The organism is Sulfuricaulis sp. (assembly GCF_040901545.1).
Taxonomy (GTDB): Bacteria; Pseudomonadota; Gammaproteobacteria; order Acidiferrobacterales; family Sulfurifustaceae; genus Sulfuricaulis.
The window spans coordinates 35,267-50,942 of sequence record NZ_JBBDYL010000031.1 but is presented as its reverse complement, the minus strand read 5'-3'; the positions used below and the strand labels follow the sequence as shown (position 1 = coordinate 50,942).

The following is a 15,676-nucleotide window of genomic DNA, read 5'->3' as shown; positions in this document are numbered from 1 at the left end:
TAATTAACACGCCCTCTTTAATTAAGAGTCTGGGGATGACATGACTCATCCGATACGCGTGATGCTGGCCAAAGTTGGCCTCGACGGTCACGATCGAGGAGTGAAGGTCGTGGCGCGGACGTTACGTGACCACGGCATGGATGTCATTTACACCGGCCTGCACCGCACGCCCGAGGAAGTCGTAACCGCCGCGATCCAGGAGGACGTCGACATCCTGGGCGTGAGTGTTTTATCCGGCGTACAACTCACCGTGTTTCCGAAAATATTCAAACTGCTCAATGAAAATGCGGCTGATGACATCATCGTGGTCGCCGGCGGGGTCATGCCGGATGAAGATGTCGTCGCACTCAAGAACATGGGCGTGCGCGAGGTCTTGTTGCAGGATACCCCGCCACGCGCGATTGTCGAAACCCTGTCCCAATTGGTCGCCGAGCGCGGCCCGCGCTAGAGAACGAAAAGCATTCAATGGAATCCTGGAGCTTCCCGCCGAAGTACGACGACGCCTATTTTCCATCCGCGCACAGCCGCTTCTGGTTTCCCAGACGCGAGACCATGCCCGTGGCGGAACGCGAGACTCTGATTCTCGAACGTCTTAAGCAGGTGTGCGCCCATGCTTACCGCCATGCCCCTTTTTACCGGCGCAAATGGGATGATGCCGGGTTTCATCCCGACCAATTGAAATCGCTCGAGGATTTCGAGGAAAAAGTCCCCGTCATCCAGAAAAAGGATTTGCGTGAAGCGCAGACGCGCGCCCCGCACTTCGGCGATTACCTGTGTGTGCCCGAGAGCGATATTTTCCACATCCACGGTACCAGCGGCACTACCGGCCGGCCGACGGTGTTCGCCATCAGCCGCGACGACTGGCGCGCCATCGCCAACGCCCATGCCCGGATCATGTGGGCCATGGGAATGCGCCCCGGAGATACCCTCTGCATCGCCGCGATTTTCAGCCTGTACATGGGCAGTTGGGGTGCACTTGCCGGTGCCGAGCGGCTCGGCGCGAAATGTTTCCCGTTTGGTGCCGGCGTCCCCGGCATGAGTGCCCGCGCGGCACAATGGCTCGCGCTGCTCAAGCCGACCGCTTTCTACGGCACGCCCACCTATGCGCTGCATCTCGCACAAACCGCCGCGGACGAAGGCTTGCATCCACGCGACTTTGGCCTGCAACGCATGTTTTTCTCGGGTGAACCCGGGGCTTCGATTCCGTCCGTGCGCGACAAGATCGAAGAGCTGTACGGCGCAAAAGTGTTCGACTCCGGTTCGATGGCCGAAATGACGCCGTGGATGAATGTGGCCGGAACCGCCGAGACTTCGGGTATGCTGTGCTGGCAGGATGTGGTCTACACCGAGGTATGCGATCCCCAATCCTTTCGGCGAGTACCCTATGGCCAGCGCGGAACGCCGGTTTATACGCATCTCGAAAGAATATCGCAACCGATGATCCGCCTGGTTTCGGGCGATCTCAGCCTGTGGGTGAACGAACCGAATCCCTGCGGCCGTACCTACCCGCGCTTGCCCCACGGCATCTTCGGGCGCATCGACGACATGTTCACCGTCCGCGGCGAAAATGTTTATCCGAGTGAAATTGACGCCGCGCTCAATGAACTTTCCGGATACGGCGGTGAACATCGCATCGTGATCACGCGCGAGGCAGCCATGGACGAGCTGTTGTTGCGTGTCGAAGCCAATCCGAACACGTACTCGCAAGGCGCGGAATCTATTTCACGTTACCGCGCTCAGGTCGCCGCCAAAATTCAGAAGGTGCTGGGGTTGCGCGCCGTGATCGAGGTGGCGGAACCCGGATCGATTCCGCGCACCGATTTCAAGGCCAGGCGCGTGATCGACGATCGCGAAGTGTTTCGCGACCTCCACAAAAAACTTGGAGATACCGGCCGCTGATGACGACTTATACACCCTCCCGGACACTTGTCGAACGCGTGCGCGCTGGGGATACCCGCGCCGTCAGCCGCCTGATTTCGCGCGCCGAGGCCGGTGTGGCGGAAGCCCGCGATGCCTTGGCGGAAATCTACCGCGCCACCGGACGCGCGCATGTGGTGGGCATCACCGGCGTGCCCGGCAGCGGCAAATCAACTCTGGTGGGAAAGATCACACAACGGCTGCGGGCTGACGGAAGCAAAGTCGGCATCGTCGCCGTCGACCCTTCGAGCCCCTATTCCGGGGGCGCCATACTCGGCGATCGCATCCGTATGTCGGAACTCGGCACCGACCCCGGCGTGTATATCCGCAGCATGGCCACCCACGGCGCCACCGGCGGGTTGGCCCGCGCCGCCATGGACGTCGTCGACATACTCGATGTGGCGGGATTCGACACCGTTATCATGGAAACCGTGGGCGTCGGACAGGATGAAGTGGAAATTGCGCGCGCCTCGCATACCACCATCGTGGTATCGGCACCGGGCCTGGGCGATGAGATTCAGGCGATCAAAGCCGGCATGCTGGAGATCGCCGACATTCATGTCGTCTCCAAGTGCGACCGCAGCGATGCCATCCGCACGCTCACGGATCTCAAATCCATGCTGGTTCTCGGTGCCCGGGGCTCCGGGGCCGACTGGCGGGTACCGGTCATTGGTACCAGCGTGGTTTCCGGTGAAGGATTGGATGAACTCGTCGACGCGATCCGGCGACACAAACGCATCGCGTTCGATACCGAAATGGGGCGACTGCGCCAGCGCCAAGTGGCTGAATTTCGCCTGCTTAAAACCGCCGAGGCCATTTTGACCGAACGATTCGTGCAGCAACGGGCGCAAAAAACCGCCGAGTATACGGAACGGTTGCTCACCCGCCGTGACGATCCCTATGCGCTCGCGAGCGCCCTGATTGAAGATTCGCTAAAGACAAATTAGGGGGAATGCAACCATGACCAAGACACTTGATCCCTCGATTCTCGAGCAACTCGAACGCGACATCCGGGACTGGGAACAGCACGAACTGGCCGCCTTCTTGAAGAAACAGGCCGAACGCAAACCGCAATTCTTTACCAACAGCGATATTCCGGTAAATCGTGTTTACACGGCCGCTGATATTGTGGAGGTGCCGGTCGAAGACATCGGTCTCCCGGGACGTTACCCGTTTACCCGCGGCCCTTATCCCACGATGTATCGCAGCCGTTTCTGGACGATGCGCCAGATCGCCGGCTTCGGCACCGGCGAGGACACCAACAAACGTTTCAGGTTTTTAATTGAGCAAGGCCAGACGGGGCTCTCGACGGATTTCGACATGCCCACGCTGATGGGTTATGACTCCGATCATCCCATGAGCGAGGGCGAGGTCGGCCGCGAGGGCGTGGCCGTCGATACGCTGGCCGACATGGAGGCGCTGTTCGACGGCATCGATCTCGAAAACGTGTCAGTGTCCATGACCATCAATCCGACGGCCTGGATTCTGCTGGCGATGTATGTCGTGCTGGCCGAAAAGCGCGGTTACGACCTGAACAAATTGTCCGGGACCGTACAGGCGGACATTCTCAAGGAGTACATGGCGCAGAAGGAATATATTTTCCCGATTGCGCCCTCGGTGCGCATCGTGCGGGACTGCATCACCTACTGCGCCAGGAATATGAAGCGCTACAATCCGATCAACATTTCCGGCTATCACATCTCCGAGGCCGGCGCCTCGCCGGTTCAGGAAGCCGCTTTCACGCTGGCCAACCTCATCGTCTATGTCGAGGAAGTCATCAAGACCGGCATGACCGTGGACGAATTCGCGCCGCGCCTCGCGTTTTATTTCGTGTCGCAGTCGGACTTTTTCGAAGAGATCGCCAAATTCCGCGCCGCCAGGCGCTGTTATGCCAAAATCATGAAACAGCGGTTCAACGCCAAAAATCCGGAATCGATGCGCCTGCGCTTCCACTGCCAGACAGCCGCCGCCACGCTCACGAAACCGCAATTCCAGATCAACATCGTGCGCACCGCGATTCAGGCGCTTGCCGCCGTCCTCGGCGGCTGCCAGTCGCTGCACACCAACGGGTATGACGAGGCATTTGCGATTCCCACCGAGGACGCGATGCGAATGGCGCTGCGCACCCAGCAGATCATCGCCGAGGAAACCAACGTCACTCACGTGATCGATCCGCTGGGCGGATCCTATTACCTGGAATGGCTGACCGCGGAATATGAGAAGCGAATATTTGAAATTTTACGTGAGGTCGATGAGCGCGGCGGTACGATCAAGCTGATCGAGGAAGGCTGGTTCCAGAAGCAACTGGCCGACTTCGCCTACGCGACGGCGCTGCGCAAGGAATCCGGCGACAAACCGGTAGTGGGCGTCAACAAGTTTGTCGAACGCGAGGACAGACTCAACATCGAGATGCACCCGTATGATCCGACCACCGCGACACGCCAGGTCGCCCGTACTCAGCGGGTACGCCGTGAACGCGATAATAAAAAATTGCAAAGTTTGCTGGACAAACTCGTTCACATTGCGCGAGACGAAACGCAGAATATCATGCCGGTCACCATTGAACTCGTCCGCGAAGGCGCGACCATGGGTGACATCGTCGAGCAGCTTAAGACCGTGTGGGGCACCTATCGCGAAACACCGGTATTCTGATAAGCCCAGTCGATAACGGTGATTTATCGCCGCCTGACCTGAGCGGTAAAACCGGCTCCTCGACAGCGCTTCGATTCCCTGGATCATCGTATGAGTGCATGCCGTGGGTGTTCCGGGAACTAGCTGGATGGATCACCTCAGGGTCCGCTCAAGCACTCGAGGTACGGCCGATTCTCGAAATGCGCGATGCCACCGCCAGCAGCGCGCTCATGAACAGCAGGGATTTCTGTGTGAGACGTTGAGGGGTCTTGCTGCGACCCACGAGGTGAAAAACCGTGAATGAAGCGAATATCGCCGTAATTACCGACAGCCCGACAAGCCATGGAATGTATGTCCCAATCATGTGGTGCTAGCGGTCTTGCATATAATCAGTGCAATCGGACGGGTCGATAACAAGATAGAATGTTGACCATTCAATATGCGTTGTTCACCAACCGATAAACGTTAGTGACGGTTTCAATCGGTTAATGTAACTCGGCGCCTCCAAAATATGCTAATAACGTTCCCACCGATAGGCAATGTTCGCCAGCGACGCAAGCATTAAAATCGCTCCCCCGGCCAGCCAATGCACGGTTTAATGGCAATACGGGCGATTATGCCCAGCGCAAGAACGTGATTTAGCACATTCTGTGCCTCTAAAGATACGCTCGCTTTTCCCCCAATGTCGGCAGGAACCGGAAATTCTCACCCGGCTATCCTAGTTGAAAGACCGGATGTTCCATATCTACTTTGACAGCGCCTGTCAGACGCGGGTCTGGACCGTGATATTGTGTCAACTATCCGATAGTAAGGACCCGCCACGTAGCATTCCATGTGACTCGATCACGTGGATTCCGTTGGACAGAAGCGAAACACTCGCGCTGACCCCCAGCCACACACCGTTTCGCTGCGCGACATGCGTGGAGATGGTTAAGGTCAGAGGTTGTTCGGGAGCGTGCAGCGGCGACAAGGCCAATAAGGTGTTATCGCCCATCACGACATGCCGCACGACCCGGCACGCTACGGGGTTTTCCCATTCCCCCTTTGACGGTCGGTCTTTGCGGTGCAATACGATCGAGCCCGAGGGAATAACCCACGATACGTCTGCATCGGCGGCATGGGCCTGTTGCAGGCGCGCCTCCAGCCGCAGTCCATTCCAGTCCAGGATGGTGACAAGCCGCGCCGGCTCGTGCGCTGCGACGCGCGCGGTGAATATGTTTTTCATGGATATAAGTCGCGCCACATCAATCGATGCGGGACGGTTCATGACGTCTTCTGGCGTACCGGTTTGCAGCGTGCGTCCGTGGTACAACACGCACATCCGGTCGGCGAGGAGCGTCGCCTCTGGCAGCGAATGGGTGACGAGTACCACGGGCATCTTCAGGTCCCGCCGCAGGTTGGCGAGTTCCTCGTATAACTTTTCCCGGGTGGCCTGGTCTACCGCTGAAAATGGCTCGTCGAGGAGCAACACATCGGGTTCTCGGGCAAGCGCCCGCGCCAGGGCGACTCGCTGCTGCTGACCGCCTGAAAGCGCATGCGGCAACCTGTTATCGAGACCCGCGAGGTTCACGGCGGATAGCAGCTCATTCGCTTTCGAGAGGCGCGCCGCCGCCGAAACACCCGCGGCCAGCGCCTCCATAATATTCTCAAGCGCGGTTAGGTGCGGGAACAGCGCGTAGCTCTGAAATACGAAACCGTTCTTACGCGCGCGCGCGGGCAAGTCCACGCCGCCTTGGGAATCGAACCAGCATTCGTCCCCAACCCGCACGCGCCCGTTGGCCACACGATAAAGTCCCGCGATGGCTTTCAGTATGGTCGTTTTGCCGCTTCCAGACGGGCCGACCAGGGCCAGCGTTTCACCCGGCGCACAAGTGAAGCGCGCATCCAGTGGGATGGGACCGGGTTGGCGCAGGTCTATTTCCAGCATCGTTGAAGCCTCAGACCCGCGCGCTTCTGCGCGACAGCCGGTTGGTGATGGCCAGCGCCGTGAGCGATAGCATCAACAATATTGCGGACATCAGCGCCGCCGCGTTCATGTCAAAAGCCTGTACTTCGTCATATATGGAGATCGCGATTGTCTTCGTCTCCCCGGGTATGCTTCCGCCGACCATCAGTACGACGCCGAATTCCCCAATGGTGTGCGCGACGGTCATGATTATCCCGGCAAGCAGGCCGGGCCAGGCCAAGGGCAGCTCAATGCGCCACAAAGTCCGCCAGCGCGACAAACCGCAACACGCCGCCGCTTGCCTGACTTCCAACGGAATAGCCTCGAACGACCGCTGCATGGGAATCAGAAAGAAGGGAACGTTGAAGATAACCGCGGCCACCACGAGTCCTGCGAACGAGAACGCCAAGGGGTGTCCGCTAATATTCTCGTACAGCGACCCTATCGGCGACGCGCCACCCATTGCCACGAGGAGATAGAAGCCCAACACGGTTGGGGGAAGCACGAGGGGCAACGCCAGGGTTGCCTCAAGCGCGGACTTGCCGCAGAACTCACGGTAGGCCAACACCCGCGCGAGCGACACGCCTATCGGCAACAGGATGACCGACGTGGTGAGCGCCAGGACAAGCGAGAGCCGGAGCGCAATCCAGTCCATGGCTTAAATTATTCGTCCGGCCGTACGAAGCCGTAACGCTTGAATACCGCCCGGGTCGATGGCTGCTGAACGAAGGTGTAGAACTCCTTCGCCGTATTGCCGGCGCGCTTGAGGAGGACCATCCGCTGTCGCAGGGGCTGGTGCCAATCTTCCGGTATCAGAACGTGCGTGCCCGCCTGGGCAAAGTTGGGCGCCAACGCGAAAGACAGCGCGAAAATACCCGCCTGCACGGAGCCTGACATAGCGAATTGCGCCGCCTGCGAGACGTTTTCACCCAAGACCAGTCGCGGTTCCACCGCGTCCCACAATCCTTGATGCTGCAAGGCCTCGCGCGCCGCGCGGCCGTAAGGCGCGTGCTCCGGATTGGCGATGGAAAACTTTTTGACGCGGCCATCTTGAATCGCCGCACGCAAGTCCGTAAACCGCGCGTCTACTCGGACTGGCGAGCCACGCGGCGCGAACAGAACGATACGTCCATTGGCGTATAGCGCGCCGTCATCCACCGTCAATCCCGCCTTGGCCAAATTGAACACGAAGCCCTCATCAGCGGACAAAAACATTTCAACAGGGGCGCCTTGCCGAATCTGCCGGTAGAAATTTCCCGACGATCCATAAGAGACACGCACCGCTTTTCCCGTCTTGGTCCGGAAGTCCTTTGCCGCCTCGTCAAGGGCGAACTTCAAGTCGGATGCCGCGGCGATAAATGGTCCCTCCTGCGCATGGGCGGTAAGGCACATCGTCAACAACACCGCCAGCCAAGACCGCATCATCGAATCCTCCTGATCAAAATTAGTGGAGTCGGGTGCATGCCCGCTTGCGGGCGAGAAGCTTCTCGAACCGCGTCACATCCGAGGTGATGGCTCTAAGGGCCTTTTGTTCCATGCACCGATACCGCTGCAACACTTGCTTACCGAGAAGGGTCAGCACGGCGCCGCCACCTCGCTTCCCCCCTTTAGCCGCTTTAACCAGTGGGGCACGAAAGTGGGTATTCATGCCGTCCACCAGGAGCCATGCGCGTTTATAGCTCATGCCGAGTTCACGACCGGCCGAACTGATCGAGCCTTTTTGTGCAATCTGTTCGAGAAGCGCGGCTTTCCCCGGTCCGATGGCGATGCCATGCTTGAGTTGCAGACGAAGTCTCGGAGCGATCGGAGTTTTGCGGCGCGGCATTACTAGTTAGGTGTTCGTTAAGAGCGACGATGACAAAAGAGAATGCCATGCGAAGCGATATAGTCAATTAACTATAACGAATGAATCTGCGATCGTCCACAAGTCAGAAAAGCGCGTGCCAGCGCACGGGTTCCTTCGCCATTACCATGGACTAAAAAAGGGCAGGCTTGAGAAAATGTGGTCCCGGTCAGTAAGTTGATTATTACCGTACTACTCCACGTAAAATGTGATGCAGTCGTATGATCGCTCCACCGCCGACCGACAGATTGCGCGTGAACGGAGTGTGCGCCGCAAATGCGGGAATAAATAACCGTTATGTCCGCTGGATAAATTCTTTCACGCCGCCAAGACAACACACAGAACATCATGCACGCCAACATGGATCTTGGCAGCGAAGGTGCCGCCATGGGCGATATCGTCGAAAGACCCCAAACAGTATGGGGTACCTATCGCGAGACACCGGTATTTAAGGAGGCAGTCTTTGGTGGTCTATTCAAATTTCTCGCTTAGCCAGAGTATAATCTGGCTAGACTTACAGAACATTGAGGATTGACAGGTTTTTTCGATCACTCGATCAGGGGTGGGAAAATGGATCTCGAACGGCGAATGAGCGCGCGCAAGCCTGTGAACCAGGAAGTAATGATTATTCACAGCGAAGGCCACCGGCTTTGCCAGATCCATAATCTCAGTCTAAATGGCGCCATGCTCAAAGTAGGTTGGGGCGCGCTCTATCGAGACGTACCGGTTCAAATGACGATCTCGTTACCGGCATCCAAGGAGCGACTGCCCTACCGTCTTTCCGCAAGCGTCGCACGAGTCACCAAGGATGGTACCGCGATAAAATTCCACGATTTAGATCCCAACGCCAAAAGTGCGCTGCAGTTGTATTTACAAGCAGCGCAGTAATCGATTTACTTAATCCTAAGTATTCCCGGTGTTAACTACGACGGTGTGAATCGTGTTATCAAGAAAATGGATAATTCTGCATCCTGAAAGGGAAGGCGTTCTCAACTCGATAGTTACCCGATGAAAAAGAAAATTGATGTCATGGACCTGCGGTGGGGGATGTATATCTCCGAATTGGATCGCCCCTGGCTTGAAACGCCATTCCTGTTCCAGGGTTTTGAGCTTCAGACTCCGCAGGAAATGGACTTGCTCAAGAAGGAATGCAAATACGTCTATATCGATCTCGAAAAGGGTCCCGACGCGCTGCCGACACGCAATCGTGCCGAGTTTGAGTCGCGGATGCGCGCCATTCAGCAGGAGGACGACAACCTGACCCTCAAGGTAAGGCAACTTGCCGATTCAGCCTCGACCATGATTACCCGCCCCGCCTACGAGGATCAGAGCCCGATTGAAAAGGAAATTGTGCGCGCCAAGGAAATCGAGGTCGAAGCCAGGGATACCATGCAGGAGGTTATTGAAAATATCAGAAAAGACAAGGAATTCGGAATCCCGATCGTCACCAAGGTCGTCACCAACATGGTGAATAGCATGCTGAGGAATCCGGACGCCATGGTGTGCCTGACTTACATGCGGAAGATCAGTGACTACACCGCGTTACACAGTATTCGATCTTGCATCCTGGGTATCGCAATAGGACGACATTTGGTCTACACCAAGGAAGAATTGATAGACTTGGGCGTCGGCCTCATGTTGCACGATCTCGGCATGCTGAAGATTCCCAAGCATATCCTCGATAAACCCGCCGGGCTGGAGACGCAGGAATTCGAGGAAATGAAACGGCATGTAGGATGGAGCGTGGTCCTGGTAAACAAAAATGGCGGTCTGCCTCCGCTCGCCATGCAAGCTGTTCAACAACACCATGAACGTCGTGATGGAGCCGGTTATCCGGTGCGTCTGGAGGGGGACAAGATAAGCCAGGCAGGGTTTATCGGTTCGATTGTCGACGTATACGATGCGGTGACAAGCGATCGCAGCTATTCCGGCGGGATATCAGCGGAAGATACGCTCAAGCGCATGTACGAGTGGCGCGAGAAGGATTTTCATCCCCAATTGGTAGAGGAATTCATCCGTTGCATGGGGATTTTTCCCATTGGCTCGCTGGTCGAACTCAGCACGGGGAGCATCGGGGTCGTCATTTCAATCAACCGTGCGCGCCGCCTCAAACCCAAGGTGGCGCTGGTGCTGACCGCCGACAAAACTCCCTACAGCCATAAGATCACCGTTGACCTGATGGACCAGATTGATGCCCATGGCCAGGAGGTCAAAATCGCGCGCGTCCTGCCCGTGGGAACGTATGATATCCACCCCATGGACCACATCATCCAATTATAAAAATATTGATTGTTACCTTGTTTCGAGAGTAAAAATCATCCTCTCGTAAAGAATTAAAAATATCCGCCCCGCGAGCTGGCGGAGAAATTACAATCTCCGGATAATCCTAAGAGCCGCGATTTCTCTCGTCTCCCACACTTAGTCATGACGTATTCGCGCCTGGCTGCCAAAGACCATCCATCCGCGAAAAGCTACCGTTGAGAGTGAAATAGACGTGTTAATGATTGTAAACCGGAAGATATTGGAGGATACCTACTATATACAGATGGGCATACCCGCAAAGGAGTAAGTTAATGAATACGGAAGTGATCCTCGCGGTTCTTCTAGTTTGGTCGGTAGCCGGATTCATGGCCGCCTTGGCATTCGGGAAAGCGATCCGGGCAATCGAATTGACCGATGAACAGCTGCTCCGCGGTACCGGTGGCAACGTGACCTATCTTCGGAAAAAACACCGTCATCCAGCGAATCAACGGTCACATACCGCACGTACGCGTGACGGCTCCGCAAAACGGGTAACCGGATAAATTTCTATTCACCGACTCAGTAAAAAAAGGAAGATTACTTCTTCCAAAAAACACCCGTTCGTCACAAGTACTTCAATCTCCCCTGCTACACTGCCCAAGCCGCGGGTCATTCCAACCAAGCGTGAGTCATTGCTTGGTAACGCTTATATGTCTTTGGCCAAAAACAGCGTCAGTCTGATCGCCATATTCGTGGAGCGTGATCGCACGAGATTCCAGGTCCCGAACGGGATGACCTATGCCGCGAATTTGTCGCGCTGAATGCAATCGAACAGATACTCGGCAAACGGCAGCGCACACGTAAAGGCGGGAGAGACGGCGTTCAGTACGTGCAGTGACCGACAGTCTCCCTCGAATCGAAAGTCCATCTCGAGCTTGCGCTTCGTGATATTGACGAGCTGCGCGCGAATTCCAGGCGGTCCCCAGGTTCGGTAATGCTCCGGCGTCACGCCGGTAACCAGTTCGGACGCCAGCTTGGCCATTTCCGCCTTCGAGGATTTGCGCAGCTCATTGATGGCGAGCGAGCGAAACCCAAAGTCGTTGTGGAACAGCATTCCCAGTTCGCGGCCGACGACTTCGAACAGCTCGGTGAAGGAAAAATTTCCGAGACCGCGATAATGCTCGCGCCAAAAGGCCGGCACCGCTGTCGGCCCGATCTTGATCTTGCCATCGACCGTCACCGTGAAGTGGACGCCGAGGAACGGTTTCTCCACATCGGGAACGGGGTAGATATTCGTTCGTAATGCCCCGGCTGGCTCATCGGAATACAAATAAAGTCCCTTGAACGGCAGAATTCGATAATCCTCCGAGAAGCCGAAGTCACGGGCGATTTTGTCGGCGTACAGGCCGGCAGCGTTGATGACAAAACCGGCGGCAATCGGTCCCCTCGAGGTCAGGATAGCACCAGCGGTTTTTTGCAGATAAGCGGTCTCGGTAAACATAATCACGCCGGCGGCGCGCGCATCGCCGATCAATGTTCGCACCACCTCGGTCGGATCGACCGAGGACGTTGACGGCGAAAACAGCGCTTTCTCGTGGGTTCGGGCACGCGGTTCGATTTCCCTGGCCTCTTTTTCGGTGATCTCATGCACCTCGACGCCGTTTCGCTTGCCGCGTTGCAGCAGCTCGGACAGGCCCGGCAGTTCCGAAGCATTCCGCGCCACCACCAGCTTGCCGCAGCGGTTAATCCGCAACCCGCGTTCGACACAATACTGGGTCAGACGGCGGTTGCCTTCACGCGTGAACCGCGCTTTCAGGCTGTCGGCGCTGTAATAGAAGCCAGCATGCAATACGCCGCTATTGCGCCCGCTCGCGTGACTGCCGCAAACTTTTTCCTTATCGAGCAGGGTTACGGATGATTTTGGAAAGCGCCGTCTTGCCTCCAGCGCCAGCGTGAGGCCGATGATACCGCCACCGATAATCAGAAAATCCGTGGTTTGTTGCATTGGTTAGGACTCCGACTCTTCAACGCGCTTCGGACATGGACATGCACGCGCCATACAGGAGCGACGCGCACGGGCAAGCGCTCAATAGAGACTCTAGCATCTAAAGGACATTCTGACTTGCTCCCATTTCTCAGACCATCGCACGGAACGGATAGCCACGACGGTTGATCAGCCTGGAAGCATTGGAAAATATCAGAACAATTCAGCAACCACGGGAATGAGTTTTTATGTCGCCATCACTTTTAATGGGCGTACTTGTCTTTCTATATCGTCTGACCTGCTAATTTGCGCCGAACCCTGATGATCCGATTCTCGTCACACTCACGACCCAAATAACAAGGCCTCACCTATACTGCCGGGGCCTTATTGATTGTGTTGGCGTTCCCAAGGGGAGTACTCGCGCCATCCATGGCGCTCACCCTTCGGGCCAGCGTCGCTGCGCTCCGCTGTTCCGCACGCGCTCCAAGCGCGTGCTGGTCGAACCCATCGGGTTCAAATCCCGTCGCGTGCGCGACGCAAACAACAAGGCCCCACCTTTCGGGCGGGGCCTTGTTGTTTGCCTTGGCGTCCCCAAGGGGAGTCGAACCCCTGTTACCGCCGTGAAAGGGCGATGTCCTAGGCCTCTAGACGATGGGGACAAAACTGCCGTGAGCAGTGATTCGTGAGTCGTGACCCACGAAACGCTGTTAGTACCCGGCAACTCGCGTCCTTTTCGGATTACCGATCACGAATCACCGTTCACGAAAAATTGGTGGAGCTAGCCGGGATCGAACCGGCGACCTCATGCATGCCATGCATGCGCTCTCCCAGCTGAGCTATAGCCCCTAAATATTTCCCGGGGCAAAAAAACGTTCCTTCCCTGGAGTTTGCCCTGTCGGAGCATGCCTCTGGCTTGGCAAAATCGCTCTCGATATGAATGATGACGTGCCAGCGTGCAAAAGCCATCGTTGGTCGTGTCACAAGGCGCGCTACTTTACTGCCCGTCCACCGACGGGTCAAGCCGTAACCGGTTGTTTCCTTATGTGTTCTAATGCCCTGTCTATCCGCTTCAGTGTTTTCTCGCGTCCAACCAGCATCAGCGTCACATCGATCGGCGGCGACATCGCCCGTCCGGCCACGGCCACGCGCAACGGTTGCGCGATCTTGCCAAGCTTGAGTCCCAGCGATTCGGCAAGCTTCGTCACAACCTCATGAATCGTCGCCGCTTCCCAGCGCGATAACTCGGTTAATTGGTCGCGCAGTTGGCTCAGCGGCTGTTTTGCTTCAGGCTTCAAATGCGAGGCGGCATCCATGGGATCGTACGCGTCAAAATCCTTGTAAAAGAACGCGCTGTTTTGCGCCATCTCCACCAGCGTCCGGGCCCGTTCCCGCTGCGCCTTCACAACCTCCATCATTTCAGGCCCTCCCGCGGCGGGATCAATACCGAGTTTGCCCAAGTGATAGCTCAGATGATGCGCCACGTGTTTCAGCTCGCTATTCTTAATATAGTGCTGGTTAAGCCACATGAGTTTTTCGGGATTGAATGCCGCCGTCGAGCTGTGAACCTTCGCTATGTCAAATAATTTGATCATCTCATCAACGGAAAAGACTTCCTGGTCGCCATGCGACCAGCCGAGCCGCACGAGATAATTGAGCAACGCATCAGGTAAATAACCCGCTTCGCGGTATTGCATCACGCTCACGGCGCCGTGGCGCTTGGACAGGCGCGCGCCGTCCGGGCCCAGGATCATCGGCACGTGGGCGTAAACCGGCGGTTTGCAGCCAAGCGCCTGCAGCATATTCATCTGGCGCGGCGTGTTGTTGAGGTGATCGTCGCCGCGAATGACATGCGAGATATGCATGTCCATGTCATCCACCACTACGGTGAAATTGTAGGTCGGCGAACCGTCAGCCCGCGCGATAATCAGATCGTCGAGTTCGCTGTTTTGAAAAACCACCTGCCCGCGAATCAGATCTTCCACCACCACCGCGCCATCCGGCGGATTCTTGAAGCGCACCACGGGTGGAATGTCCCGCGGGGGCTGGGCCACCCCCGGGCGGCACTTGCCGTCATAACGCGGTTTTTCCTTGCGTGCCATCTGCTCGGCGCGCAGCTTTTCCAGGCGTTCCTTGCTGCAATAGCAGTGGTAGGCCGTGCCCTCCTTCAGCATCCGCGCGATGACTTCCTGGTAACGCGGAAAGCGATGTGTCTGGAAAAACGGTCCCTCGTCGTATTCCAGCCCCAGCCAGGTCATGCCCTGCAGGATCGCGTCCACCGACTCAGCGGTCGATCGCTCGAGATCGGTATCCTCGATGCGCAGGATAAAAGTTCCCCCGTGCTGGCGCGCGTACAGCCAGCAAAAAAGCGCGGTACGCGCGCCACCCACGTGCAGATAACCGGTGGGGCTCGGGGCGAATCGGGTACGGGCGGTCACGGAGCTGGCTCAGGGTTAGGGCGGAAACACAATGGTAAAGAAAAACGATGACAAAATCAGCTCGATTGACGCTCGTTCGCTGCCGGCATTAAACTGGCGCACCTTACCTGAGGATAAAGAACAGAAGACGGAAGATTGAGCCTGTAATCAGAGGACGGAAAACAGAAGACTGTAAAGCTAAGGTCTTTTCAGTCTTCTGTCCCTATCAGTCTTCTGATTCAGTCCTGTGTCTTCTGTCGTCAGTCGTCTGAATAGGGCGATTAGCTCAGCGGTAGAGCACTGCCTTCACACGGCAGGGGTCGCAGGTTCGAACCCTGCATCGCCCACCATCTTTTCAAGCACTTACTTCTATTCAAGCCTGCTGCCGGCCACGGCAGTGCTCGCTACTTCGACCCCGGTATCGTCACCATGTATTCAAGTGGTTAGCAGATCCGAATCCGTCTTCTCACTTTCCACCGTGACCGACACCGCGTTCGCGCGCCATGGTGCCGGGCAGCGCGGCGCGCAGACAGGCGAATTCCCGAATCACACCGCCACATGAGGCGCTGGGTTCAACTTCAATATCGGTAAACACCCGAGTTTGCGGTTAGAATGGGGGGCGTTTCAAGATTAAAGATCAGGGCACGGATTTAGTCTCCGCGAATCTTGCGCATCATTTCCGCTGGTCACCTGTATTTACC

The 15,676-nt window shown here is 56.8% G+C and carries 15 protein-coding genes and 3 tRNA genes; 8 read left to right on the top strand and 10 right to left on the bottom strand.

The window, feature by feature from the left end; all coding sequences use genetic code 11:
* The first annotated feature begins 40 nt into the window (after positions 1-40).
* From WD823_RS05455 to WD823_RS05440, 4 genes are read left to right on the top strand one after another with little or no spacing between them, the layout of a single operon-like run.
* A complete protein-coding gene (locus tag WD823_RS05455) occupies positions 41-448 on the top strand; it encodes a cobalamin B12-binding domain-containing protein (RefSeq protein ID WP_368428466.1) in 408 nt (135 codons plus the stop codon).
* Between the two features lie 17 nt (positions 449-465).
* On the top strand, positions 466-1,899 hold the full coding sequence (locus WD823_RS05450) for a phenylacetate--CoA ligase family protein (protein ID WP_368428465.1): 1,434 nt from the start codon (positions 466-468) through the stop codon (positions 1,897-1,899).
* Complete coding sequence (meaB, locus tag WD823_RS05445; RefSeq protein WP_368428464.1) at positions 1,899-2,864, top strand: methylmalonyl Co-A mutase-associated GTPase MeaB; 966 nt, start codon at positions 1,899-1,901, stop codon at positions 2,862-2,864. Before WD823_RS05450 ends, meaB begins: the two co-directional genes overlap by 1 nt.
* Before the next feature lie 13 nt (positions 2,865-2,877).
* Positions 2,878-4,569 (top strand): methylmalonyl-CoA mutase family protein, encoded by a 1,692-nt coding sequence (locus WD823_RS05440; RefSeq protein WP_368428463.1) that lies wholly within the window; start codon positions 2,878-2,880, stop codon positions 4,567-4,569.
* A gap of 148 nt (positions 4,570-4,717) precedes the next feature.
* On the opposite strand, the gene WD823_RS05435 is transcribed toward WD823_RS05440, so the two are convergent.
* The 5 genes from WD823_RS05435 to WD823_RS05415 all read right to left on the bottom strand — a co-directional run bounded on the left by WD823_RS05435 (position 4,718) and on the right by WD823_RS05415 (position 8,318).
* Positions 4,718-4,912, bottom strand: a complete 195-nt coding sequence (locus tag WD823_RS05435) for a hypothetical protein (RefSeq protein ID WP_368428462.1) — start codon at positions 4,910-4,912, stop codon at positions 4,718-4,720.
* A gap of 429 nt (positions 4,913-5,341) precedes the next feature.
* Positions 5,342-6,475, bottom strand: a complete 1,134-nt coding sequence (locus tag WD823_RS05430; protein ID WP_368428461.1) for an ABC transporter ATP-binding protein — start codon at positions 6,473-6,475, stop codon at positions 5,342-5,344.
* Between the two features lie 10 nt (positions 6,476-6,485).
* The gene (gene modB / locus WD823_RS05425) at positions 6,486-7,148 is read right to left on the bottom strand and encodes a molybdate ABC transporter permease subunit (RefSeq protein WP_368428460.1); all 663 of its coding nucleotides are present in this window, start codon (positions 7,146-7,148) and stop codon (positions 6,486-6,488) included.
* An 8-nt stretch (positions 7,149-7,156) separates the two neighbouring features.
* Complete coding sequence (gene modA, locus WD823_RS05420) at positions 7,157-7,918, bottom strand: molybdate ABC transporter substrate-binding protein (protein WP_368428459.1); 762 nt, start codon at positions 7,916-7,918, stop codon at positions 7,157-7,159.
* 19 nt (positions 7,919-7,937) lie between these two features.
* The gene (locus WD823_RS05415) at positions 7,938-8,318 is read right to left on the bottom strand and encodes a winged helix-turn-helix domain-containing protein (protein WP_368428458.1); all 381 of its coding nucleotides are present in this window, start codon (positions 8,316-8,318) and stop codon (positions 7,938-7,940) included.
* A 588-nt stretch (positions 8,319-8,906) separates the two neighbouring features.
* Between WD823_RS05415 and WD823_RS05410 the strand changes: the two genes are divergently transcribed.
* The 3 genes from WD823_RS05410 to WD823_RS05400 all read left to right on the top strand — a co-directional run bounded on the left by WD823_RS05410 (position 8,907) and on the right by WD823_RS05400 (position 11,140).
* On the top strand, positions 8,907-9,224 hold the full coding sequence (locus WD823_RS05410; RefSeq protein WP_368428457.1) for a PilZ domain-containing protein: 318 nt from the start codon (positions 8,907-8,909) through the stop codon (positions 9,222-9,224).
* Between the two features lie 120 nt (positions 9,225-9,344).
* Complete coding sequence (locus WD823_RS05405; protein ID WP_368428456.1) at positions 9,345-10,616, top strand: HD-GYP domain-containing protein; 1,272 nt, start codon at positions 9,345-9,347, stop codon at positions 10,614-10,616.
* Positions 10,617-10,909: 293 nt separating this feature from the next.
* Positions 10,910-11,140, top strand: a complete 231-nt coding sequence (locus WD823_RS05400; RefSeq protein WP_368428455.1) for a hypothetical protein — start codon at positions 10,910-10,912, stop codon at positions 11,138-11,140.
* Between the two features lie 233 nt (positions 11,141-11,373).
* Here WD823_RS05400 and lhgO read toward each other — a convergent pair whose 3' ends face one another.
* From lhgO to gltX, 4 genes are all read right to left on the bottom strand, one after another.
* Positions 11,374-12,582 (bottom strand): L-2-hydroxyglutarate oxidase, encoded by a 1,209-nt coding sequence (lhgO, locus tag WD823_RS05395; RefSeq protein WP_368428454.1) that lies wholly within the window; start codon positions 12,580-12,582, stop codon positions 11,374-11,376.
* Between the two features lie 562 nt (positions 12,583-13,144).
* Positions 13,145-13,220, bottom strand: a tRNA-Glu gene (locus WD823_RS05390).
* Between the two features lie 111 nt (positions 13,221-13,331).
* Positions 13,332-13,407 (bottom strand) — tRNA-Ala (locus tag WD823_RS05385).
* Positions 13,408-13,577: 170 nt separating this feature from the next.
* On the bottom strand, positions 13,578-14,996 hold the full coding sequence (gene gltX, locus WD823_RS05380; RefSeq protein WP_368428453.1) for a glutamate--tRNA ligase: 1,419 nt from the start codon (positions 14,994-14,996) through the stop codon (positions 13,578-13,580).
* A gap of 254 nt (positions 14,997-15,250) precedes the next feature.
* On the opposite strand from gltX, the gene WD823_RS05375 reads away from it, so the two are divergent.
* A tRNA-Val gene (locus WD823_RS05375) sits at positions 15,251-15,325 on the top strand.
* Positions 15,326-15,441: 116 nt separating this feature from the next.
* Here WD823_RS05375 and WD823_RS05370 read toward each other — a convergent pair.
* A complete protein-coding gene (locus WD823_RS05370) occupies positions 15,442-15,570 on the bottom strand; it encodes a hypothetical protein (protein WP_368428452.1) in 129 nt (42 codons plus the stop codon).
* Positions 15,571-15,676 lie beyond the last annotated feature (106 nt).

Bases quoted from the DNA above. Each gene is read 5' to 3' on its own strand.
- lhgO (WP_368428454.1), bottom strand. From the start codon at position 12,582: ATGCAACAAACCACGGATTTTCTGATTATCGGTGGCGGTATCATCGGC.
- modB (WP_368428460.1), bottom strand. From the start codon at position 7,148: ATGGACTGGATTGCGCTCCGGCTCTCGCTTGTCCTGGCGCTCACCACG.
- WD823_RS05415 (WP_368428458.1), bottom strand. From the start codon at position 8,318: ATGCCGCGCCGCAAAACTCCGATCGCTCCGAGACTTCGTCTGCAACTC.
- WD823_RS05450 (WP_368428465.1), top strand. From the start codon at position 466: ATGGAATCCTGGAGCTTCCCGCCGAAGTACGACGACGCCTATTTTCCA.
- WD823_RS05455 (WP_368428466.1), top strand. From the start codon at position 41: ATGACTCATCCGATACGCGTGATGCTGGCCAAAGTTGGCCTCGACGGT.
- meaB (WP_368428464.1), top strand. From the start codon at position 1,899: ATGACGACTTATACACCCTCCCGGACACTTGTCGAACGCGTGCGCGCT.
- WD823_RS05440 (WP_368428463.1), top strand. From the start codon at position 2,878: ATGACCAAGACACTTGATCCCTCGATTCTCGAGCAACTCGAACGCGAC.
- WD823_RS05430 (WP_368428461.1), bottom strand. From the start codon at position 6,475: ATGCTGGAAATAGACCTGCGCCAACCCGGTCCCATCCCACTGGATGCG.
- modA (WP_368428459.1), bottom strand. From the start codon at position 7,918: ATGATGCGGTCTTGGCTGGCGGTGTTGTTGACGATGTGCCTTACCGCC.
- WD823_RS05405 (WP_368428456.1), top strand. From the start codon at position 9,345: ATGAAAAAGAAAATTGATGTCATGGACCTGCGGTGGGGGATGTATATC.
- WD823_RS05435 (WP_368428462.1), bottom strand. From the start codon at position 4,912: ATGATTGGGACATACATTCCATGGCTTGTCGGGCTGTCGGTAATTACG.
- WD823_RS05410 (WP_368428457.1), top strand. From the start codon at position 8,907: ATGGATCTCGAACGGCGAATGAGCGCGCGCAAGCCTGTGAACCAGGAA.
- WD823_RS05400 (WP_368428455.1), top strand. From the start codon at position 10,910: ATGAATACGGAAGTGATCCTCGCGGTTCTTCTAGTTTGGTCGGTAGCC.